At 75.4% G+C, this 21,531-nt stretch carries 19 protein-coding genes; 2 read left to right on the top strand and 17 right to left on the bottom strand.

What is annotated here, in order from left to right; all coding sequences use genetic code 11:
- Positions 1–264: 264 nt before the first annotated feature.
- From ACI790_RS19745 to pyrR, 16 genes are all read right to left on the bottom strand, one after another.
- On the bottom strand, positions 265–1,587 hold the full coding sequence (locus ACI790_RS19745; RefSeq protein WP_456571494.1) for an RsmB/NOP family class I SAM-dependent RNA methyltransferase: 1,323 nt from the start codon (positions 1,585–1,587) through the stop codon (positions 265–267).
- Between the two features lie 59 nt (positions 1,588–1,646).
- Positions 1,647–2,627, bottom strand: coding sequence for a methionyl-tRNA formyltransferase (gene fmt, locus ACI790_RS19740; protein ID WP_456571493.1), 981 nt, complete (start codon positions 2,625–2,627; stop codon positions 1,647–1,649).
- Entirely contained in the window at positions 2,576–3,109 is a 534-nt protein-coding gene (gene def / locus ACI790_RS19735) for a peptide deformylase (RefSeq protein WP_456571492.1), read from the bottom strand. Before def ends, fmt begins: the two co-directional genes overlap by 52 nt.
- A gap of 68 nt (positions 3,110–3,177) precedes the next feature.
- On the bottom strand, positions 3,178–5,139 hold the full coding sequence (locus ACI790_RS19730; RefSeq protein WP_456571491.1) for a primosomal protein N': 1,962 nt from the start codon (positions 5,137–5,139) through the stop codon (positions 3,178–3,180).
- A gap of 92 nt (positions 5,140–5,231) precedes the next feature.
- Entirely contained in the window at positions 5,232–6,449 is a 1,218-nt protein-coding gene (gene metK / locus ACI790_RS19725; RefSeq protein WP_456571490.1) for a methionine adenosyltransferase, read from the bottom strand.
- 116 nt (positions 6,450–6,565) lie between these two features.
- The gene (gene coaBC / locus ACI790_RS19720; RefSeq protein WP_456571489.1) at positions 6,566–7,810 is read right to left on the bottom strand and encodes a bifunctional phosphopantothenoylcysteine decarboxylase/phosphopantothenate--cysteine ligase CoaBC; all 1,245 of its coding nucleotides are present in this window, start codon (positions 7,808–7,810) and stop codon (positions 6,566–6,568) included.
- 86 nt (positions 7,811–7,896) lie between these two features.
- The gene (gene rpoZ / locus ACI790_RS19715; protein WP_014376157.1) at positions 7,897–8,160 is read right to left on the bottom strand and encodes a DNA-directed RNA polymerase subunit omega; all 264 of its coding nucleotides are present in this window, start codon (positions 8,158–8,160) and stop codon (positions 7,897–7,899) included.
- 62 nt (positions 8,161–8,222) lie between these two features.
- Positions 8,223–8,822 (bottom strand): guanylate kinase, encoded by a 600-nt coding sequence (gene gmk / locus ACI790_RS19710; RefSeq protein ID WP_456571488.1) that lies wholly within the window; start codon positions 8,820–8,822, stop codon positions 8,223–8,225.
- A gap of 46 nt (positions 8,823–8,868) precedes the next feature.
- Positions 8,869–9,225 carry an integration host factor, actinobacterial type gene (gene mihF / locus ACI790_RS19705; protein WP_456571487.1) on the bottom strand — a complete coding sequence of 119 codons (357 nt, stop codon included), beginning with the start codon at positions 9,223–9,225 and terminating at the stop codon, positions 8,869–8,871.
- 371 nt (positions 9,226–9,596) lie between these two features.
- Positions 9,597–10,475 (bottom strand): orotidine-5'-phosphate decarboxylase, encoded by an 879-nt coding sequence (pyrF, locus tag ACI790_RS19700; protein ID WP_456571486.1) that lies wholly within the window; start codon positions 10,473–10,475, stop codon positions 9,597–9,599.
- Positions 10,472–11,860: a dihydroorotate oxidase gene (locus ACI790_RS19695; protein ID WP_456571485.1), complete on the bottom strand. Its 1,389-nt coding sequence runs from the start codon at positions 11,858–11,860 to the stop codon at positions 10,472–10,474. Before ACI790_RS19695 ends, pyrF begins: the two co-directional genes overlap by 4 nt.
- Complete coding sequence (gene carB, locus ACI790_RS19690) at positions 11,857–15,186, bottom strand: carbamoyl-phosphate synthase large subunit (RefSeq protein WP_456571484.1); 3,330 nt, start codon at positions 15,184–15,186, stop codon at positions 11,857–11,859. Before carB ends, ACI790_RS19695 begins: the two co-directional genes overlap by 4 nt.
- Positions 15,186–16,355 (bottom strand): glutamine-hydrolyzing carbamoyl-phosphate synthase small subunit, encoded by a 1,170-nt coding sequence (carA, locus tag ACI790_RS19685; RefSeq protein WP_456571483.1) that lies wholly within the window; start codon positions 16,353–16,355, stop codon positions 15,186–15,188. The genes carB and carA overlap by 1 nt, the downstream gene beginning before the upstream one ends.
- The gene (locus ACI790_RS19680; RefSeq protein ID WP_456571482.1) at positions 16,352–17,641 is read right to left on the bottom strand and encodes a dihydroorotase; all 1,290 of its coding nucleotides are present in this window, start codon (positions 17,639–17,641) and stop codon (positions 16,352–16,354) included. Before ACI790_RS19680 ends, carA begins: the two co-directional genes overlap by 4 nt.
- A complete protein-coding gene (locus ACI790_RS19675) occupies positions 17,638–18,558 on the bottom strand; it encodes an aspartate carbamoyltransferase catalytic subunit (protein ID WP_456571481.1) in 921 nt (306 codons plus the stop codon). The genes ACI790_RS19680 and ACI790_RS19675 overlap by 4 nt, the downstream gene beginning before the upstream one ends.
- Positions 18,555–19,181, bottom strand: a complete 627-nt coding sequence (pyrR, locus tag ACI790_RS19670) for a bifunctional pyr operon transcriptional regulator/uracil phosphoribosyltransferase PyrR (RefSeq protein WP_456571480.1) — start codon at positions 19,179–19,181, stop codon at positions 18,555–18,557. The genes ACI790_RS19675 and pyrR overlap by 4 nt, the downstream gene beginning before the upstream one ends.
- A 239-nt stretch (positions 19,182–19,420) precedes the next feature.
- Between pyrR and bldD the strand changes: the two genes are divergently transcribed.
- Positions 19,421–19,978 (top strand): transcriptional regulator BldD, encoded by a 558-nt coding sequence (gene bldD, locus ACI790_RS19665; protein WP_456571479.1) that lies wholly within the window; start codon positions 19,421–19,423, stop codon positions 19,976–19,978.
- A gap of 159 nt (positions 19,979–20,137) precedes the next feature.
- Positions 20,138–21,055, top strand: coding sequence for an ABC transporter ATP-binding protein (locus ACI790_RS19660; RefSeq protein WP_456571478.1), 918 nt, complete (start codon positions 20,138–20,140; stop codon positions 21,053–21,055).
- Here the strand turns inward: ACI790_RS19660 and ACI790_RS19655 are convergent.
- Positions 21,036–21,212, bottom strand: coding sequence for a hypothetical protein (locus ACI790_RS19655; RefSeq protein WP_456571477.1), 177 nt, complete (start codon positions 21,210–21,212; stop codon positions 21,036–21,038). The genes ACI790_RS19660 and ACI790_RS19655 overlap by 20 nt on opposite strands.
- Positions 21,213–21,531 lie beyond the last annotated feature (319 nt).

Raw genomic sequence — 21,531 nt, 5'->3', positions numbered from 1 at the left:
CCACCCGACATGGCCACCCTCGGCCCCCCGCCTCCCGAGGCCCCACCCCCGGCATGGCCACCCACCAGATGGCCACCAGCCGCCGCCACCACGCGGGACGCCGACCACCTCGACCCAGCCCCCTTCTAGGACCGAGTCGTGCCCGCGCTCCGCCGTGCCGTCGCCGACGCCCACGCCGTCAGTGGTGTCCGTCCCGGACCGCCACCCGACCCCGGACCGCCACCCGACCCCGGCACCGCGAGCCGGAGCGGCCGGCTCGGAGGCTCAGCGCGTGCGGCGGAGCAGCGCCATGAACATGGCGTCGGTGCCGTGCCGGTGCGGCCACAGCTGCCCGTGGTCGCCCCGCCCGATGCCCGGGACCTCGGGGAACAGCGGCGCCACCGGGAGCACCTCCACGTCGTCGCGCGCGGCTGCGGCGTCGACCACCGTGACCGTCTCCGCGGTGTGCGGCGAGCAGGTCACGTAGGCGACCACCCCGCCGACCCGCACCGCGCGCAGCGCGCTGTCCAGCAACGCCGTCTGCAGCTCGGCCAACGGTGCGACGTCCTCGGCGGTCCGGCGCCAGCGCACCTCCGGGCGGCGCCGCAGCGCGCCGAGCCCGGTGCACGGCGCGTCCAGCAGCACCCGGTCGAACGAGCCCGGTGCCCACGGCGGCTGGGTGCCGTCGGCGGCCAGCACCTCGACGTCGTCCTCGTCGCGCAGCGCCTGCGCGACCAGCTCCGCCCGGTGCGGCGCACGGTCGGCCGCGGTGAGCCGCACCCCGTCGGGCCGGGTGACGGCGAGCAGCCCGGCCTTGCCGCCGGGGCCCGCGCACATGTCCAGCCACGCGCTCTCCGGCCCCTCCAGCGGCGCCCGGGTGAGCAGGAGGGCGGCGAGCTGGCTGCCCTCGTCCTGCACGGCCGCCCGCCCGGAGCGCACCGATGTCAGCCGGCCGGGGTCTCCCCCGCCCAGGCGCACCGCGAACGGCGACCACGGCCCGGGCTCCCCGCCGGACTCCTCGGCGAGCGCCGCCCGCTCCACGCGCCGGGCGACCAGGTGCACCTCGGGGGCGATGTCGTCGGCGAGCAGCGCGGGCTCCAGCTCCGCCTCGTCGTCCAGCGCATCCCGCCAGGCGTCGACGATCCACCGGGGGTGGTCGGTGGCCAGCGCCAGCCGCTCGTCGCCCTCGGCGCCCAGCGCGGCCAGCCAGGCGGCCCGGTCCCCACCGGCGGCGACCTTGCGCAGCACCGCGTTGACCAGCCCGGACGCGCCGGTGCCGACGATGCCGCGGGTGAGGTCGACGGTGGTGTCCACGGCCGCGTGCGAGGGCACCCGGAGGTCGACGATCTGGTACGCCCCGAGCCGCAGCAGGTCCAGCACCCGCGGGTCCAGCTCGGCGAGCGGTCGCGACACCAGCCCGGTCAGGATGGCGTCGAGGGTGCCCTGCGCGCGCAGCGTGCCGTAGGCGAGCTGGGTGGCGAAGCCGGCGTCCCGCTCGTCGAGCTGCCGCTCCCGGAGCAACTGCGGCAGCAGCAGGTTGGCGAACGCCGCCCGGGAGGAGACGGCGTCGAGCACGTCGTAGGCGGTCAACCGCGCGCCGTCGAGCACCGGTCGCCGGGTGGCGGGGTGCCGGCGCCGTCCGGAGGCGCCCCTCCGCGGCGGGCGGGTCACTCGCCGCCCAGCCGCTCGGCCGGGGCGGGGCGCGCCCCGCGGGCCCAGTCCGCGGCCGGGAGCATCCGCTTCCCCGCGGGCTGGACCTGGTCCAGCGCGACCGCGCCGGTGCCGGTGCCCACGACGACGCCGCCGGCATCGACGAGCAGCTCGCCGGGCGCCAGGGACGGTCCGTCCGGCAGCGGGCCCACCGGGCCCAGCCGCATGCGCTCGCCCCGCCACGTCGTCCACGCGCCGGGCGCCGGCGTCACCCCGCGGATCCGCCGGTCGACGACGTGCGCGGGCAGCGCCCAGTCCACCCGGGCGTCCGCGGACTCCACCTTGGGCGCCAGGCTGACGCCGTCCGCCGGCTGCGGCCGGGGCTCGAGCGCGCCGGCGGCGATGCCGTCCAGCGTGGCGACGAGCAACCCGGCGCCGCTCACGGCGAGCCGGTCGAGCAGGTCCCCGGCGGTGTCCCGCGGCCCGATGGCCTCGGTGACCGTGCCGTAGACCGGGCCGGTGTCCAGGCCCGCCTCGAGCAGGAACGTCGACGCGCCGGTCAGCTCGTCACCGGCCATGATCGCGTGCTGCACCGGCGCGGCCCCGCGCCAGGCGGGCAGCAGCGAGAAGTGCAGGTTGACCCAGCCGTGCACCGGCAGGTCGAGCGCCGCCTGCGGCACCAGGGCGCCGTAGGCGACGACCGGCGCGCAGTCGACGGCGAGGTCGGCGAGCTGCCCGAGGAACCCCGGCTCGCGGGGCGAGCGCGGCTGCAGGACCGGGATGCCGGCGCCGTCGGCGCGCTCGGCCACCGGGGAGCGGCTCACCTTCCGGCCGCGCCCCGAGCGGGCGTCGGGGCGGGTGAGGACGGCGACGACCTCGTGGTCGGAGGCGAGCAGCGCCTCGAGCGACGGGACGGCGGGTGCCGGGGTACCGGCGAACAGGAGCTTCAGTGCGGGCTCACCTTCACGACGGGGAGATAGCTGCCGTAGCCGGCCCACTCGGCGGCCCGGATCTCGGCCTGCGCGGCGGCGCGGTCGGCGTCGGCGAGCCGGTCGACGAACAGGACGCCGTCGAGGTGGTCGGTCTCGTGCTGGATGGCGCGGGCGAGCAGCTCGGAGCCCTCGACGCGCACCGGGTCGCCGTGCACGTTCCAGCCGGAGGCGACCACGTGCAGGTGGCGACGGCAGTCGTAGCGCAGGTCGGGGATGGACAGGCAGCCCTCGGGGCCGTCCTGCACCTCCTCGCCCACCGCGGCGACGTCGGGGTTCACCAGGTGGCCGACCTCGCCGTCGACGTACCAGGTGAACACCCGCAGGCCGACGCCGATCTGCGGCGCGGCGAGCCCGGCACCCCCGGCCGCCTGCATGGTCTCGGTCAGGTCGGTGACGAGCTGCCGGAGCTCCTTGTCGAAGTCGACGACCGGCGCCGCGGGCCGGTGCAGCACCGGGTCGCCGTACAGCCGGATGGGGGTGACGCTCACCGGTCGATCGTAGGCGGGGCGCCGGCGGCGCCTCCGCCCAGCGCTGCGCGGACGGCGCGGGCAGGTGGCTAGACCAGGTCGAGCGGGTCCAGCTGCACCCGGACGTGCTCGGGCACCTTGCGCGCGCTGCGCACGCCCTGCACCGCCGCCAGGGCGTGCGCCAGGGCCGCCCCGTCGCTGCGCGGCACCCGCACCAGGAAGCGCTCCCGCTCCCCCTCCTGCCCGGGCCGGGGCCGCTCCGGGACCGGCCCGAGCAGATCGGCGTCGCCGGGCAGCCGTGCGGCGGCCAGGAAGTCGCCCAGCGCGGCCGGCGATCCCACCAGCGACGCCATGCGCGTCACCGGCGGGAAGCCGAGCTCCCGGCGGTCGGCCAGCTCCCGCTCGGCGAGCCAGCCCGGATCCCAGCGCACCAGCGCCTGGACGACGGGATGGGCGGCGTCGGCGGCCACGACCACCTGCCCCCCGGCCGAGGCCGGCCGGACCAGCGACGCCGCGTTGGTCCACCGGCGCAGCGTCTCCTCACCGGCGCGCAGGTCCGCCCGGCCGAGCAGCGCCCACGAGTCCAGCAGCAGCGCGGCGCCGTACCCGCCGTCGGCCACCGGTTCGGCTCCGGGAGTGGCCACGACCAGCGCCGGGCCGGCCGGCACCGTGGCGAGCACGCCGGAGGTGCTGCCGGAGGTGCGGACGGTCGTGCCGGCGAAGGCCCGCGCGAGCTCCTCGGCGGTGCGCGACTCCCCCACCACGGCGGCCCGCAGCTTCGTCCCGTGGCAGTGCGGGCAGTCGAACGTGGCGGCCGGTCGGGCGCACCAGCGGCAGGCCGGGATGCGCGCGCCGCCGGGGCCCGGCCGCGGCGAGATGCCGAGCGGGCCGGCGCAGGCGGCGCACCGGGCCGGCGCCCGGCAGCGGGCGCAGGACAGCGACGGCACGTAACCCCGCCGGGGCACCTGCACGAGCACCGGGGCGCCGGCGGCGAGCGCCTTGCGCGCCGCGTCGTACGCCAGCGAGGGCAGCCGGGCGGTCCGGGCCGCGGCGTCGCGGGCCAGCTCGAAGTCCTCGCCCAGCGCCTGCACCCGCGGGGCCGCGGCGCGCAGCACCGCACGGTCGGCGACCAGTTCGTGCGCCCACCCGGACTCCACCAGCAGCGCCGCCTCGGCGGTGCGCGACGTCCCGGCGACGACGGCGGCGCAGGAGTCCAGCCAGGCCCGCTGGACCAGCACGTCGCGGGCGTGCGGATAGGGGGCGCGCTCGTCGGAGTGCAGATCGTCGCCGTCGTCCCAGACGACCACCAGACCCAGGTCCCGGACGGGTGCGAACATCGCCGCGCGGGTGCCCAGGACCACCTGGGCGGCGCCGCGCGAGGCGGCGAGGAAGCGCCGGTAGCGCTTCTCCGGCGAGTCGTCGGCCCGCAGCACCGTGAAGGAGTGCTCCGGCAGCAGCCGCTCGGCCGCCGCCGTCAGCCGGTCCAGGTCCTTGCCGTCGGGCACGACCACCAGGGCGCCGCGCCGGCCGGAGAGCGCCGCGCGGCACAGCTCCACCAGCCGGGCCGGCCAGTCCTCGCCGGGCAGCGCCGTCCACACCGCGCGGGCCGGGCGGCCCGCCGCCAGGGCGTCGAGCAGGGCCGGACCGGCCGTGTAGCGGGCGAAGCCGGCGGGGTCCGGCGGCCCGGGCAGCGCATCCGGTGTCGGGCTCTCCCGCTTCTCCGCGGCCGACCGCCGGGGCGGCAGCGCCAGCCGCAGCACGTCGCTCGCGGTGCCCGCGTAGCGGTCGGCGACGGCCCGCACGAGCCGGGCCACCTGCGGGGTGAGCACCGGTTCCCCGGAGGGCACGTGCGACAGCGGCTGGAGGGTGCCGGTGAAGTCGGTGGTGTCCCCGAGCTCCCAGACGACGCCGTCGACCAGCCGGCCGTGGAACCGGACCCGCACCCGGCACCCCGGCTGCACCGTGTCGGCGAACTTCTCCGGGACGGCGTAGTCGAACGGCCGGTCCAGGTGGGCCAGCGGGACGTCCACGACGACCCGGGCGACCTGCACCGGACCAGTCTCCCCACTTCCACCGACAGGACCGCGCTCCTCCCCTCGCCCCGCGCCGGGGGTGCGCGGGCCGGGGGCAGCGAGGTCCGCCGTCAGACCCCCACGGCCGAGCGCAGCGCGTCGACCCGGTCCAGCCGCTCCCACGGCAGGTCCAGGTCGGTGCGGCCGAAGTGGCCGTAGGCGGCGGTGGGCCCGTAGATGGGCCGCAGCAGGTCCAGGTCGCGGACGATGGCACCCGGGCGCAGGTCGAACACCGAGGTGACCGCCTTCTCCAGCACCTCGTCGGCTACGACCCCGGTGCCGAAGGTCTCCACGAACAGGCCGACCGGGTGCGCGGCGCCGATCGCGTAGGCCACCTGCACCTCGCACCGGCGGGCGAGCTTCGCGGCGACGACGTTCTTGGCGACCCAGCGCATCGCGTAGGCGGCGGAGCGGTCGACCTTCGAGGGGTCCTTGCCCGAGAAGGCACCGCCGCCGTGGCGCGCCATGCCGCCGTAGGTGTCCACGATGATCTTGCGGCCGGTCAGCCCGGCGTCGCCCATCGGGCCGCCGATGACGAACTTGCCGGTCGGGTTGACCAGGAGCCGGTGACCGGTGGTGGGCAGGCCGAGGGCGGCCAGCTCCGGCTCGACGACGAGCTCCTCGATGTCGGGGGTCAGCAGCGTCTCGATCGAGATGTCCTCGGCGTGCTGCGAGGAGACGACCACGGTGTCGACGGCGACCGGCCGGTCGTCCTCGTAGACCACGGTGACCTGGGTCTTGCCGTCGGGCCGCAGGTAGGGCACCGAGCCGTCCTTGCGCACCGCCGACAGCCGGCGGGACAGCCGGTGGGCCAGCGCGATCGGCAGCGGCATGAGCTCGGGCGTCTCGTCGGTGGCGTAGCCGAACATCAGCCCCTGGTCACCGGCGCCCTGGCGCTCGATCGCGTCCTCGACGGCCTGGTCCTGCTCCCGGACCTGGGTCTGCGTTCGCGACTCGTAGCCGATGTCGACGCCCTGGGCGATGTCGGGCGACTGCGCGCCGATGGAGACGCTGACCCCGCAGGACGCGCCGTCGAAGCCCTTGCGGGAGGAGTCGTAGCCGATGCGCAGGACCGTCTCTCGGACGATCGCCGGGATGTCGACGTAACCGGCGGTGGTGACCTCGCCGGCGATGTGCACCTGGCCGGTGGTGATGAGGGTCTCGACCGCGACCCGGCTGCGCGGGTCCTGGGCCAGCATCGCGTCCAGGATCGAGTCGCTGATCTGGTCGGCGATCTTGTCCGGGTGGCCCTCGGTCACCGACTCGGACGTGAAGAGGCGGCGTGGCACTCGGTGACTCCCTGGGGACGGAGGGCTGCTGGGCGTGGAGTTCGATCGACGGTCCGGTGCAGAGCACCGGGTGGCACGTTACCGGCGGGCTCCGGCCCGGGGCACCGCGGCGTACGTCAGGACCCGGCCGGCGCGGCCAGCCGGGCGGTCACGGCGGTCCAGATCCCGGCCGCCACGGCGTCCTTGGTGCCCCGCGGCACCTCGGTCGCCGGCCCGTCGGCGGCGAGTACCACGACGGCGTTCTCCGCCCGGCCGAACACCTGACCGGCCGACACGTCGTTGACCACGAGCAGGTCGCAGCCCTTGCGGGCGAGCTTCGCCCGGGCGTGGGTCAGCACGTCGCCGTCGTCGTCGCCGGTCTCGGCGGCGAAGCCGACGACCAGCTGGTCCGGCGCGCGCTTGGTGACCAGCTCGGCCAGGACGTCGGGGTTGCGCACGAGCTCGATCACGCTCGGCTCGTTGGCCGCCCCCTTCTTCAGCTTGGTGGCCGCGACGCTGACCGGCCGGAAGTCGGCGACGGCCGCGCTCATGACCACGACGTCGGCGGCGCCGTCCTCCCCGGACCCGCCCGACTCGGCGAGCACCGCGGCGCGCAGCTCCTCGGCCGTCCCGACCGGGACGACCCGGACGCCGAAGGGGGCGGGCAGCTCCACGTTGGCGGCGACGAGCACGACCTCGGCGCCGCGGGCGGCGGCGACCCGGGCGAGCGACCAGCCCTGCTTGCCCGACGACCGGTTGCCCAGGTAGCGCACCGGGTCGAGCGGCTCACGGGTGCCCCCGGCGCTGATGACCACCCGGCGGCCGGCGAGGTCCTGCGGCAACGCCGCGGCGCCCCCGTCGAGCACGACCGCAGCCAGCGCGGCGATGTCGGCCGGCTCGGGCAGCCGGCCGGGGCCCGAATCGGGGCCGGTGAGCCGGCCGACGGCCGGGGGCAGGACGATCGCGCCGCGGCGGCGGAGCGTGGCGACGTTGTCCTGGGTGGCGGGGTGCAGCCACATCTCGGTGTGCATCGCCGGCACGAACACCACCGGGCAGTGCGCGGTGAGCAGCGTCGCGGTGAGCAGGTCGTCGGCCCGGCCGGCGGCGGCGCGGGCCAGCAGGTCGGCGGTGGCCGGGGCGACGACGACGAGGTCGGCGGTCTGGCCGATCCGCACGTGCGCCACCTCGGGGACGTCGGACCAGACGTCGGTGGTGACCGGGTTGCCGGAGAGCGCCTCGAAGGTGGCGGCCCCGACGAAGTGCAGCGCGCCGGGGGTGGGGACGACGCGGACGTCGTGCCCGGCCTCGGTGAAGGCCCGGAGCAGCAGCGCGGCCTTGTAGGCGGCGACGCCGCCGCTGACGCCCAGCACGATCCGACTCACGCGGTCATCCTCCCGATACGAGAACGCACCCGGCAGCACGTGCCGGGTGCGGTCTCATCACTTCTGGGTGGGGACGGGGACGTCCCTCAGTTCTCGCCGGCGGTGTGCGCCAGGAGCCCCTCGTTGATCTCGCGGAGCGCGATCGACAGCGGCTTCTCCTGCGGCGCGGTGTCGACCAGGGGGCCGACGTACTCGAGCAGACCCTCGGAGAGCTGGCTGTAGTAGGCGTTGATCTGGCGCGCGCGCTTGGCGGCGAAGATCACCAGGCCGTACTTGCTGCTCGTGCGCTCGAGCAGCTCGTCGATCGGCGGGTTGGTGATGCCCTCGGGGGCGGGTGCGACTCCGGACACGGGTGGACGGGTCTCCTCGATCGTTCGGTGGGAGTGGCGGACGGGCCGGCGGACCGGGTGCGCTACTCGTGGGCGCTGCCACCCCGGCTGAGGCTGGGCGACGGCGCAGTCAGCAAGCCTACCAACTCGTCCGCGGCGCGGGCCACGTCGTCGTTGACGACCACCACGTCGAACTCCCCGGAGGAGTCCAGCTCGGCCTGCGCGATGGCCAGCCGGCGCTCCTGCACGGCGGCCGGCTCCGACCCGCGGCCGGCCAGCCGGCTGACCAGCTCGGCCCAGGACGGGGGCGCCAGGAAGACCAGCTGGGCCTCCGGCGCTCGGGCCCGCACCTGCCGGGCGCCCTGCAGCTCGATCTCCAGCAGCGCCGGACGGCCGGTGGCCAGCTGGGCACGGACCGGCGCGACCGGGGTGCCGTACCGGTTTCCCGCGTACTCGGCCCACTCCAGCAGCCCGTCGCCGGCCACCAGCCGGTCGAACTCGGCGTCGTCGACGAAGTGGTAGTGCACGCCGTCGACCTCACCGGGCCGGGGACGGCGAGTGGTGGCCGACACCGACACCCACACGTCGGGGTGCCGCCGCCGGACCTCGGCGACCACGGTGCCCTTGCCGACCCCGGAGGGTCCGGAGAGCACGGTCAGCCGTGCCGGTGCCGCTGCAGCCACTCGTCGTCCTCGCCCGCGTTCGTCGTCGGCGGCGCCGGCGACTCCCTCAGACGGAGCCGTCGGCAGGAACCTGCTCGGCGACGACCTCGTCGCCGCCGAACTCCGATTCCAGCGCCCGCCGCTGGTTGGCGCCCAGACCCCGCACACGTCGCGTCGGGGAGATCTCCAGGCGTTCCATGATCTTCGCAGCCCGCGCCTTGCCGACACCCGGCAGGGATTCCAGGACGGCGGAGACCCGCATCTTGCCGATGACTTCGTCGGTCTCGCCCTGCTTGAGGACGTCGCTGACCGTGGCGCCCTTGCTCTTGAGTCGCTCGCGCAGTTCGGCTCGCGCCTTGCGGGCTGCGGCCGCCTTCTCCAGGGCGGCCGCCCGCTGTTCCGGGGACAGGTCAGGCAGGGGCATGGTGCAACCCAATCGTGTCGTCGCCGGCCGTGCGCCGGCCGGCCGTCGTTCGGTTCGTCGAGACGTGGTGCGCCTCCGGTCCGAGCCTCACGGTCTGGGTGGTTCCCGGCAAATCCGCTGGTCACGCACGATCTGGGAGATCGTCCGACCGGCGCGGCCGGCCGGGTGCGCACCGTGGCCACGGGTCCCGTGACGCTCAGTGATCGTCCCTGGTCAGAGCGGGTATGCGGACGGTCTCGTTCCGTCACCGTGCGACGCCGCCCAGGTCCGCGCCCCGGCGTCGACACGCCGACGACACGACACGCCGGGCTGCGCTCCGAACCCGGGGGCCCGGTGCACCGCGGTGCGGCCGGGGCCCCGGACGGGCCGGCTCAGGCCGCGAGCGCCGCCGCCCACCGGTCCGCGGCGGCGCGGAGCGCGGTCGCCTCCGGACCGGCGCCGAGGACGTCCCGGGAGACGGTCGGGACCACCGCCGCGCCCGCGCCGAACAGCCGCCGCAGATCGCCCACCGACCCGCCCTGGGCGCCGAGACCGGGCGCGAGGACCGGCCCGCCGAGGCCGGCGAGGTCGACGTCGAGCTCCGCCAGCGTCGCGCCCACCACGACGCCGAACGAGCCCGCCGTGGGGTCGGGCCGCGGGGCCGCGTCCGGCCCCGCCTCGACCTCGGGCAGCGGGTCGCCGACGACCCATCCGGGGGTGTTCCAGCCGCGGACGGTGTCGACGACCACCTGCGCGACGCTCCGCTCCCCCACCAGCGCGTGCTGGAAGGCCCCGGCGTCGGGGTTGGAGGTGCGGCCCAGCACGAACAGCCCGCCGCCGTGCTGCCGGGCGGTGTCGACCGCCGGCTGCAGCGAGCCGGGGCCGAGGAAGGGGCTCACCGTCATCGCGTCCACGGCCAGCGGGTGGCCGGGCCGCAGGTAGTCGGCGTAGGCATCCATCGTCGAGCCGATGTCGCCGCGCTTGGCGTCGAGCAGCACCAGGGCTCCCGCGGCGCGGGCACGCGCGACGCCGTCCTCCAGGGCCGCCAGGCCGCGCGAGCCGTGCCGCTCGTAGAACGCCAGCTGGGGCTTGAGGACGGCGACGCTGCCGGCCAGGGCGTCGACGACGGTGTCGGTGAACCGCGCCAGCCCCTCGGCGTCGTCGGGCAGGCCCCACGCCGCCAGCAGCGGAGGGTGCGGGTCGATGCCCACGCACAGCGGGCCGCGGGCGGCGACCGCCTGGGCCAGGCGGTGCCCGAAGGGGACGGTCACGGGGCCTCCACGGCTCGGGGCAGGGTCTCCCCCAGCGCGTCGATGCACCGCTGAGCGAGGAAGGGATCGGCGAAGGCGCCGGCGGCCGACTGCACCGCGTCGGCGCCGAGATCGAACAGCGCCGCGAAGGACGCCGGGTCGGTCACCCCGCCCATCGCCAGGACGTCGAAGTGCACCCCGCCGGCCGAGCGCAGGGCGATGAGCCGCCGGGTGAAGTCCAGGGCGGGCTCGCGCACCGCGATCCCGGAGAGCCCGGCCAGCTCCCGGCCGGGGAAGGTGGCCGCGCCGTCGCTGCGGCGCACCCGGCTCTGCACCGTGTTGATGCCGGCGATGCCGTCGACCAGCGGGGCCAGCCGGGGCACCAGGGCGGCCAGGGCGGGCTCGTCGAGCCAGGACAGCTTCGCCACCAGGCCGGTGCGGTCGTCCAGCGCGCGGCGGACGGACTCGACCACGGCGACGGTCGCGTGCGGGTCCAGGCACAGCGGGGGCTTCACGCCGGCCGCCGAGCGGTCGAGGGTGTTCGGGCAGGAGAGGTTGAGCTCGACGACCGGTGCACCCGCCTCCTCGGCCAGCCGCGCCGTGCGGGCGAAGTCGTCGGCGAGCGCGTCGGCCCGGCCGGTGCCCTCGGGGTCCTCCCCCATCACGCTGACCAGGAGCAGCTGCTCGTCGCCCACGGCGGCCACCGCGCGCGCCAGGTCGGCCATCCACTCCTCGGGCTCCGGCGACGGGACGCCGAAGGAGTTCACCGAGCTGACCGTCGTCGTCCCGGGCGGCACCCAGTCCCACGGGTCGGAGACGACGTCGGGCACCGCGCCGGGCGCCAGGCTGGCCGTCTCGCGCGCGGCGAACGTCCAGTTCGGCTGCTCGTTCGGCGGGTGGGCCCGGCCGCGGACGGTCTTGTACGTGAGCACGTTCCAGCCGTTGGCGACGTTGTGCCGCACCCAGGCCTCGCTGCCGTTGAGCACGCAGGCGGGCACGCCGATCGGGAAGCCGACCGTCCGGCCCAGCAGAGGCCACCGCCGCCCGCCGGCCGCGGGGCGCTCGGCCGGCCGGGGGCCCAGCGGCCGGGCGAGGTTCTCCCGGAACGAGCCGAGCACGTCGTAGGCCGGCGTCGGCACCCCGTGCACCGACAGCAGGTCGACCTGGCCGGCGAAGAACAGCACCCGGGTCAGCAGCGGTACGTCCTCGGCGCCGACGTCCCCGGTCGCCAGCCGCGCCGCCAGGCCGGCGGCGGCCGCGGAGAGCTCGTCGAGCTCGTCCTGCGGCGGCCGCGCGAACCGGGTGACCCCGGCGAGGAACGCCCGGGGCAGGCCCTCGACCAGGCCGCGGGCGACCAGGTCGTCGCGCAGCCCCCGGGCGGCGTCGCGCGGTACGGCCGTCGTCACGCCCCCGTCCCGGCGAACGGGCTCGGCCCGCCGTGCGTGCCGCCGGCCAGCGCCGCGTGCATCTCCTGCAGGCTCTGGACGCCGATGCCGCCCTGGCGCAGCGCCTCGATGCCCTGCACGGCGGCCGCCATGCCCTGCACCGTGGTGATGCAGGGGATGCCGGCGCTGACCGCGGCGGTGCGGATCTCGTAGCCGTCCAGCCGCGGGCCGCTGTTGCCCGGGGCGCCGAACGGGGTGTTGAACACCAGGTCGACGTCACCGGCCTGGATCCGCTCGACGACGTTGCCGGGGCCCTCGCTGAACTTGCCGACCACCTCGGCGGCGACCCCGTGGCGCCGCAGCACCTGCGCGGTGCCGGTCGTGGCGAGCAGGCGGAAGCCCAGGTCGGCCAGCCGCTTGATCGGGAAGACCGCGGAGCGCTTGTCCCGGTTGGCCAGCGAGACGAACACCGTGCCCTCGGTCGGCAGCGAGCCGTACGCGGCGGCCTGGGACTTGGCGAAGGCGGTGCCGAACTCGGCGTCCAGGCCCATGACCTCCCCGGTGGACTTCATCTCCGGCGACAGGACCGTGTCCACCCCGTACCCCTCGACGGTGCGGAAGCGGTGGAAGGGCAGGACCGCCTCCTTCACCGCGATCGGCGCGTCGTCGGGCAGGTCGGTGCCGTCCCCGGTCGCCGGCAGCACCCCGGCGCCGCGCAGCTCGGCGATCGTCTCGCCCACGGCGATCCGCGCCGCAGCCTTGGCCAGCTGCACGGCGGTGGCCTTGGAGATGAAGGGCACCGTCCGGCTCGCCCGCGGGTTGGCCTCGATGACGTAGAGGATGTCGTCCTTGATCGCGTACTGGACGTTCATCAGCCCGCGCACGCCGATGCGGGCGGCGAGCTTCTCGGTGGCCGCCCGGATCTTGAGCAGGTCCGCCGAGCCGAGGGTGATCGGCGGCAGGGCGCACGCCGAGTCACCGGAGTGGATGCCGGCCTCCTCGATGTGCTCCATGACCCCGCCCAGGTACAGGTCGGTGCCGTCGTAGAGCGCGTCGACGTCGATCTCGACCGCGTCCTCCAGGAACCGGTCGACCAGCACCGGGTGGTCGACGCTGACGTCGGTGGCCTTGGCGATGTAGGCCTCGAGCGTGGCGTCGTCGTAGACGATCTCCATGCCGCGGCCCCCGAGCACGTAGGACGGCCGGACCAGCACCGGGTAGCCGATGCCCGTGGCGATCGAGTACGCCTCGGCGAACGTCGTCGCCGTGCCGTGCTTGGGGGCCAGCAGGCCGGTGTCGGAGAGCACCCGCGAGAAGGCCCCGCGGTGCTCGGCGTCGTCGATCGCCTCCGGCGAGGTGCCCAGGACCGGGACGCCGGCGTCCTTGAGCCGCTGGGCCAGGCCCAGCGGGGTCTGGCCGCCGAGGGTGCAGATGACCCCGGCCACCGGGCCGGCGGCGCGCTCGGCCTCCACCACCTCGAGGACGTCCTCGAAGGTGAGCGGCTCGAAGTAGAGCCGGTCGGCGGTGTCGTAGTCGGTGGAGACGGTCTCGGGGTTGCAGTTGACCATCACCGCCTCGTAGCCGGCGTCCTGCAGGGCCATGACCGCGTGCACGCAGGAGTAGTCGAACTCGATGCCCTGCCCGATCCGGTTCGGCCCCGAGCCGAGGATCAGCACCGCCGGCTTCTCGCGGGGCTGCACCTCGGTCTCCTCGTCGTAGGAGGAGTAGTGGTACGGCGTGCGGGCGGCGAACTCCGCAGCGCAGGTGTCGACGGTCTTGTAGACCGGCCGCACGCCCAGCCTCCAGCGCAGCACGCGGACGCCGTCCTCACCGGCCAGCTCCGGCCGCAGCGCGGCGATCTGCCGGTCGGACAGGCCGTGCCGCTTGGCCCGCCGGAGCAGCTCCGGCGTGAGCGAAGGCGCCTCCTGGACGGCCGTCCCCACCTCGCGGACCAGCGCGATCTGGTCGACGAACCACGGATCGAAGCCGCTGGCCTCGGCGACCTGCTCCACGGTCGCGCCGGCGGCGAGCGCCTGCTCGGCGACGTAGAGCCGGCCGTCCACCGGGGTGCGCAGGGCCTCGAGCAGCTCCTCGGCGGAGCGGCTGTCGGGGGCCCCGGTCCAGAAGCCGGCCGCCGCGGTCTCGGTGGAGCGCATGGCCTTGCCCAGCGCCTCGGCGAAGTTGCGGCCCATGGCCATGATCTCGCCGACGCTCTTCATCGTGGTGGTCAGCCGCGGGTCGGCCCCGGGGAACTTCTCGAAGGCGAACCGCGGGATCTTCACCACGACGTAGTCCAGCGACGGCTCGAAGCTCGCCGGGGTGACGCCGGTGATGTCGTTGGTGATCTCGTCGAGGGTGTAGCCGATGGCCAGCTTCGCAGCGATCTTGGCGATCGGGAAGCCGGTCGCCTTCGACGCCAGCGCGCTGGACCGGGAGACCCGCGGGTTCATCTCGATGACGACCAGCCGGCCGGTCTGCGGGTGGACGGCGAACTGGATGTTGCAGCCGCCGGTGTCCACGCCGACCTCGCGCAGCACCGCGATGCCGACGTCGCGCATCTGCTGGTACTCGCGGTCGGTGAGCGTCATCGCCGGCGCGACGGTCACCGAGTCACCGGTGTGCACCCCCATGGCGTCGATGTTCTCGATCGAGCAGATCACGACGACGTTGTCGCTGCGGTCGCGCATCAGCTCGAGCTCGTACTCCTTCCAGCCGAGCACCGACTCCTCGATGAGGACGGTGTGCACCGGGGAGTCGGCCAGCCCGTGGGCGGCCATGCGGCGCAGCATCGGCTCGTCGGTGGCGATGCCCGAGCCGAGCCCGCCCATGGTGAAGCTGGGCCGGATGACGACCGGGTAGCCGACCTCCGCGGCGGTGGCCAGCGCCTCCTCCACGGTCCCGCACACCGTGGAGCGCGGGGCGTCGGCGCCGATCGAGCGCACGATGTCCTTGAACAGCTGCCGGTCCTCGCCGCGGTTGATCGCGTCGACGTCGGCCCCGATGAGCTGGACGCCGTACTTCTCCAGGACGCCGTTCTCGTACAGGCCGATCGCGATGTTGAGCGCGGTCTGCCCGCCGAGGGTGGCCAGCAGCGCGTCGGGGCGCTCCTTGGCGATCACCTTCTCGACGAACTCCGGCGTCAGCGGCTCGACGTACGTGGCGTCGGCGACCTCGGGATCGGTCATGATCGTCGCCGGGTTGCTGTTCACCAGGCTGACCCGCAGGCCCTCGGCCCGCAGGACCCGGCAGGCCTGGGTGCCGGAGTAGTCGAACTCCGCCGCCTGCCCGATGAGGATCGGCCCGGAGCCGATGACCATGACGTGCTGGATGTCGGTGCGCTTGGGCATCAGTTCTTCTCCCCGGTGGTGTGCTCGACGACCGGGGCCGGCCCGCCGGCGTGCACCTCGTGCGACCGGGCCTCCTCCATCAGGTCGACGAAACGCTGGAACAGCGGCGCGGCGTCGTGCGGGCCGGCCGCCGACTCCGGGTGGAACTGCACGCTGAACGCGGGCACCTCCAGGCAGCGCAGCCCCTCGACGACGTCGTCGTTCAGACCCACGTGGCTGACCTCGACCTGCCCGTAGGGGGTGTCGGTGGGCCGGTCCAGCGGGGCGTCGACGGCGAAGCCGTGGTTGTGGCTGGTCACCCGCACCGTGCCGCTGACCCGGTCCAGCACCGGCTGGTTGAGCCCGCGGTGGCCGAAGCGCAGCTTGTAGGTGCCCAGCCCCAGGGCGCGGCCGAGGATCTGGTTGCCGAAGCAGATGCCGAACAGCGGCCGGCGCGCGTCGAGCACCCCGCGCACCGCCTCGACGGCGTAGCCGGCCGCGGCCGGGTCGCCGGGGCCGTTGGAGAGGAAGACGCCGTCGGGGCCGGCCGCCAGCAGCTCCTCGGCGGTCGCCGTCGAGGGCAGCACGTGGGTCTCCACGCCGAGCTCGGCCAGGTGGCGGGGCGTCGCGGTCTTGATGCCGAGGTCGAGCGCGGCGATGGTGAACCGCTTCTCCCCCACCGCGGGGACGACGTAGGCCTCGCTGGTGCTCACCTGCGGGGCGAGGTCGGCGCCGGTCATGCTCTCGGCCGCACGCACCCGGGCCAGCAGCTGCTCGGGATCGGTGATCTCGCTGCTGATGCCGACCCGCATGGCGCCGCGGTCGCGCAGGTGGCGGGTCAGGGCGCGGGTGTCGATGCCGCTGATGCCGACGACGCCCTGGGCGACCAGCTCGCCGTCGAGGCTGCCGGTGGCGCGCCAGTTGGCCGGGCGGCGCGCGGGATCGCGCACGACGAAGCCGGCCACCCACATCTTCCGGCTCTCGTCGTCCTCGTCGTTGACCCCCGTGTTGCCGATGTGCGGGGCGGTCATGACGACGACCTGCCGGTGGTAGCTGGGGTCGGTGAGGGTCTCCTGGTAGCCGGTCATCCCGGTGGAGAACACCGCCTCGCCGACCGTCGTGCCGAGGGCGCCGTAGGCCTCGCCCCGGAACGTGCGCCCGTCCTCGAGGACGAGCAGTGCCTCACTCACTTCTGTGCCTTTCCATCCAGAACGGTCGGCGTCCCCCGGAGGAACGTCGCGACCACCCGGCCGGGGAGCTCCCGGCCGGCATAGGGGCTGTTGCGGCTGCGGCTGGCCAGCGCGGCCGGGTCGACCGCCGCCCGGCTCGCCGGGTCCACGAGCACGAGGTTGGCCGGCTCCCCGGGGGCCAGCGGGCGGCCCTGCCCGGCCAGCCGGCCGATGGCGGCCGGTCGCACCGACATGCGGTCGGCGACGCCGGCCCAGTCCAGCCGCCCGGGTTCGACCATGGTCTCGATGACCACCGACAACGCCTGCTCCAGCCCGAGCATGCCGGGCCGGGCCTGCGCCCACTCGCTCTCCTTGTCCTCCACCGCGTGCGGGGCGTGGTCGGTGCCGACGGCGTCGATCGTGCCGTCGGCCAGGCCGGCCCGGAGCGCCTCGACGTCGGCGTCGGTGCGCAGCGGCGGGTTGACCTTGAACACCGGGTCGTAGCTCTCGGCGCACGCGTCGGTGAGCAGCAGGTGGTGCGGGGTGACCTCGGCGGTGACCTGCACCCCGCGGGACTTCGCCCAGCGCAGGATCTCCACCGACCCGGCGGTCGAGACGTGGCAGACGTGCAGCCGCGCGCCGACGTGCTCGGCGAGCAGCACGTCGCGGGCGATGATCGCCTCCTCGGCGGCGGCCGGCCAGCCGGTCAGTCCGAGCCGGGCCGAGCGGTCGCCCTCGTGCATCTGCGCGCCGACGGTGAGCCGCGGCTCCTCGGCGTGCTGGGCGACGACGCCGTCGAACGCCTTCACGTACTCCAGCGCCCGGCGCATGAGCGCCGGGTCGGCGACGCAGTGCCCGTCGTCGGAGAAGACCCGCACCCGGGCGGCGGAGTCGGCCATGGCGCCGAGCTCGGCCAGCCGCTCGCCCGCCAGCCCGACCGTGACGGCGCCGACCGGGACGACGTCGACCAGCCCAGCCTCCTGGCCCAGCCGCCAGACCTGCTCGACTACGCCGGCGGTGTCGGCCACCGGATCGGTGTTGGCCATCGCATGCACCGCGGTGAACCCGCCCAGCGCCGCCGCCCGGCTGCCGGTCTCCACCGTCTCGGCGTCCTCGCGGCCGGGCTCGCGCAGGTGGGTGTGCAGGTCCACCAGGCCCGGCAGGGCGATCAGGCCGGCGGCCTCGACCACCTCGGCGCCGGTCGCCGACAGCGAGTCGCCGATCGCCGCGATGCGGCCGTCCTTCACCAGGATGTCGGCCGGGTCGCCGCCCAGCGGCCGGGCGCCCGTGATCAGGTACGTCGTCACTGGGCAGAACCTCCGAGCAGCAGGTAGAGCACGGCCATGCGGGTCGAGACGCCGTTGGCGACCTGCTCGACGATCGTGGAACGGGCGGAGTCGGCCACCTCGGCGGCGATCTCCATCCCGCGGTTCATCGGTCCCGGGTGCATGACGATCGCGTCGTCGGCGAGCACCGCCATCCGGCGGGCGTCGAGCCCGTAGCGGCGGCTGTACTCGCGGGCGCTGGGGAAGAACGAGGCGTTCATCCGCTCCGCCTGCACCCGCAGCATCATCACCACGTCGGCCTTGGGCAGCACCGAGTCCAGGTCGTAGGAGACCTCGGCCGGCCAGCTGCCCACGCCGACCGGCAGCAGCGTCGGCGGCGCCACGAGGGTGACCTCCGCGCCGAGGGTGTGCAGCAGCCCGACGTTGGACCGGGCCACCCGGCTGTGCAGCACGTCCCCGACGATGGTCACCCGCACGCCCTCGAGCCGGCCCAGCCGCTGCCGGATCGTGTAGGCGTCCAGCAGCGCCTGCGTCGGGTGCTCGTGGGTGCCGTCGCCGGCGTTCACCACGCTGCCGCGCACCCAGTGGGCCAGCCGGTGCGGCGCACCCGACGAGCCGTGCCGGACGACGACGGCGTCGGCGCCCATCGCCTCGAGGGTGAGCGCGGTGTCCTTGAGGCTCTCCCCCTTGGAGACGCTGCTGCCCTTGGCGGAGAAGTTGATGACGTCCGCGGAGAGCCGCTTGGCGGCCAGCTCGAAGCTGATCCGGGTGCGGGTGGAGTCCTCGTAGAACAGGTTCACCACCGTGCGCCCGCGCAGCGTCGGGAGCTTCTTGACCTCGCGGCCGGCCAGCGCCTGGTCGATCTGCGCCGCGGTGTCGAGCACCAGAGTCGCGTCGGCCCGGTCGAGGTCGGCCGCCTCCAGCAGGTGCCGCTTCACCGGGCCACGCCCTCGGTCACGAGCACCTCGTCGGTGCCGTCGACCTCCGCGAGGTGCACCTTCACCTGCTGGCTGAGCGACGTCGGCACGTTCTTGCCGACGAAGTCCGCCTTGATCGGCAGCTCCCGGTGCCCGCGGTCGACCAGCACCGCCAGCTGCACGGTCCGCGGCCGGCCGAGGTCGCGCAGCGCGTCGAGCGCCGCCCGGACCGACCGGCCGGAGAAGAGGACGTCGTCGACGAGCACCACCAGCCGGCCGTCGATGCCGGCGTCGGGCAGCACCGTGGGCTCCAGCGCGCGGACACCGCGGAGCCGGAGGTCGTCGCGGTAGAGCGTGATGTCGGCGGTGCCCACGTCGACGCGGGTGCCGGTGAACGCCTCGATGCGGGCGGCCAGGCGGCGGGCCAGCGGGGCACCGCGGGTGGGGATGCCGACCAGGACCAGGTCGGCGAGGCCGCCGTCGGCCGAGGCGGGGTCGCCGGCTCCGTCGTCACCCACCCCACCACCCCGGGCGAACCGCTCGATGAGCTGGTGGGCCATGCGGTCGACGACGCGGGCGACGTCGGCGGAGGAGAGCAGGGTGCCGGGAGACGGACTCCGGGCAGGCTCGGGCGAGCGGGCCATCAGGCCTCCTTCCCCGCCTCACTGGACGGGTCGTTAAAGGAGTGGTCGGACCGGCGACGACGGTACTGCACCGCCGCGGCCGGCCGTCGGGCACCCGGGCGGTCCTAGCTCCGTGCAACCACCGCACAGCGCGCTCACCTGCCCGATCGTGTCAGCCCGCCTGTTGCGATGCCCGCCTTCCGCGTACGCTGCGTGACGACCGGCACCGATCCGAGACGACGGACAGTGAGCAGACAGCGATGAGCACCGACTACTCACGGGCCCTGGGCGCCCGGCTCCGCGCCATCCGCAACCAGCAGGGCCTCTCCCTGCAGGGTGTGGAGGACAAGTCGCACGGCCGCTGGAAGGCGGTCGTCGTCGGCTCCTACGAGCGTGGCGACCGCGCGGTCACCGTGCAGCGCCTCTCCGAGCTCGCCGTCTTCTACGGCGTCCCGGTGTCCGAGCTGCTGCCCGATCCGCGGCCGAGCTCCGCGGTGACCTCCACGAACAAGATCGTGCTGAACCTGGAGTCCCTGGGCTCGCTGCCCGCCGACGAGGCCGGCCCGCTGGCCCGGTACGCCTCGACCATCCAGGCGCAGCGGCACGACTACAACGGCAAGGTGCTGTCCATCCGCGCCGAGGACCTGAAGTCGCTGGCGATCATCTACGACATGAGCCCCGACGAGCTCACCTCGCGGCTCATCGAGTGGGGCGTGCTCTCCCCCGGCATGGAGAGCATCGTCAGCAGTGGCGACGACGACCTCGAGGAGGACGTCGACGAGTCCGCCTGGGGCGACCGCAGGCGCGCCCCGCGCTGACCCGACCGCACGTGGAGGGCCCCCGCCGATCCGGCGGGGGCCCTCGCCGTTTCCGGCCCGGACCGGTCTCGACTCGCGCGCCGGGAGGCTGTCCCCGGCGGACCGGGTGTGCCACTGTGCTGCCACCCGGGCGCCCGGCCCGGAGGAGCAGGAGGCGGCATGCCGGCGGTGCAGATGGCGGGGGTCTCCAAGGCCTACCGCGGGCGGGGCGGCACGCCGCACCGGGCGCTCGACGGGCTGGACATGACGGTCGACACCGGCGGCGTCCACGGCCTGCTCGGCCCGAACGGCTCGGGCAAGACCACGTCGATCCGGGCGCTGCTCGGGCTGGTGCGCGTCGACGCCGGCGACATGCAGCTCCTGGACCGCCCGGTCCCCCCGGGGCTGCCCGGCGTGATCCACGACGTCGGCGCGCTGGTCGAGACGCCGCTGTTCTTCCCCGGCTTCTCCGGACGACGCAACCTGCGGCTGCTGGCCGAGACCGCCGGCGTCCCCCGGGCCCGGGTCGAGGAGTGCCTGGAGCTGGTGGACCTGCGGGAGCGCGCCGACGACCGGTTCAAGGGCTACTCCCTCGGCATGAAGCAGCGCCTCGGCATCGCCGCCGCGCTGCTCAAGGCGCCCCGGCTGCTGATCCTCGACGAGCCCAGCAACGGGCTGGACCCCGCCGGCATCCGGGACGTCCGGGAGCTGATCCGGCGGCTGGGGTCCGACGGCCGCACCACGGTGCTGGTCTCCTCCCACCTGCTCGCCGAGATCCAGCAGGTGTGCGACTCGGTCACGATCCTCACCCGCGGCCGGCGCGTGGCCTCCGGGCCGGTCGCCTCGGTGCTCTCCCGCGCCGGGACCGGCGACGTCCGCGTGGTCGTCCCCGACCCCGCGGGCGCGGCCGCGGTGCTCGGCGCCGCCGGCTTCTCCGTCTCGCCCGCTCCCGACGGCCAGGTGCTCGTGCACGGCGCAGCCGCGACCGGCGAGATCACCCGCGTGCTCGCCGAGCGCGGTCACTACCTCGAGGAGCTGGTCCGCGTGACCCCCGACCTGGAGAGCGCCTTCCTCGCCCTCACCGGGGACCAGGCGTGAGCGCGGCGACCGAGCAGCCGACCACCTCCCCGCAGCCGGCCTCGGCCCAGCGGCGGGGCAGCCTGTTCCGGGCCGAGCTGCACCGGTTCACCGCCCGCCGGTTCATCCAGGTGCTGCTCGGGCTGGCCATGCTCGGCTGGCTGGCGGCCGTCGTCATCGGTCTGCTCCAGTTCGGCGAGCCGACCGACGCCGACTACGCCGCCGCCCGCGAGCGCATGGCGGAGGTGATCGCGAGCGAGGAGGCCTGGCGGGCGGACTGCGCGAGCGAGGCCGAGCGCACCGGGCAGGACCCCGAGACCATGTGCGGGCCCCCGCTCGACACCTCGACGTGGCGGGTCGAGGACTACCTGACCACGGCGCCCTTCGACCGCGGGGGGGGGGGGGGGGGGGGGGGGGGGGGGGGGGGGGGGGGGGGGGGGGGGGGGGGGGGGGGGGGGGGGGGGGGGGGGGGGGGGGGGGGGGGGGGGCGGGGGGGG

It is taken from the genome of Blastococcus sp. SYSU DS0539, assembly GCF_054050855.1.
The sequence above is the reverse complement of the archived record's forward strand: the minus strand, read 5'-3'. Positions and strand labels throughout refer to the sequence as shown.

What these genes read in the sequence shown, in the direction of transcription:
- mihF (WP_456571487.1), bottom strand. Translation starts at nt 9,225, where the DNA reads ATGCCCCTGCCTGACCTGTCCCCGGAACAGCGGGCGGCCGCCCTGGAG.
- carB (WP_456571484.1), bottom strand. Translation starts at nt 15,186, where the DNA reads ATGCCCAAGCGCACCGACATCCAGCACGTCATGGTCATCGGCTCCGGG.
- pyrR (WP_456571480.1), bottom strand. Translation starts at nt 19,181, where the DNA reads ATGGCCCGCTCGCCCGAGCCTGCCCGGAGTCCGTCTCCCGGCACCCTG.
- bldD (WP_456571479.1), top strand. Translation starts at nt 19,421, where the DNA reads ATGAGCACCGACTACTCACGGGCCCTGGGCGCCCGGCTCCGCGCCATC.
- ACI790_RS19660 (WP_456571478.1), top strand. Translation starts at nt 20,138, where the DNA reads ATGCCGGCGGTGCAGATGGCGGGGGTCTCCAAGGCCTACCGCGGGCGG.
- ACI790_RS19655 (WP_456571477.1), bottom strand. Translation starts at nt 21,212, where the DNA reads ATGACGACGGCCGCCAGCCAGCCGAGCATGGCCAGCCCGAGCAGCACC.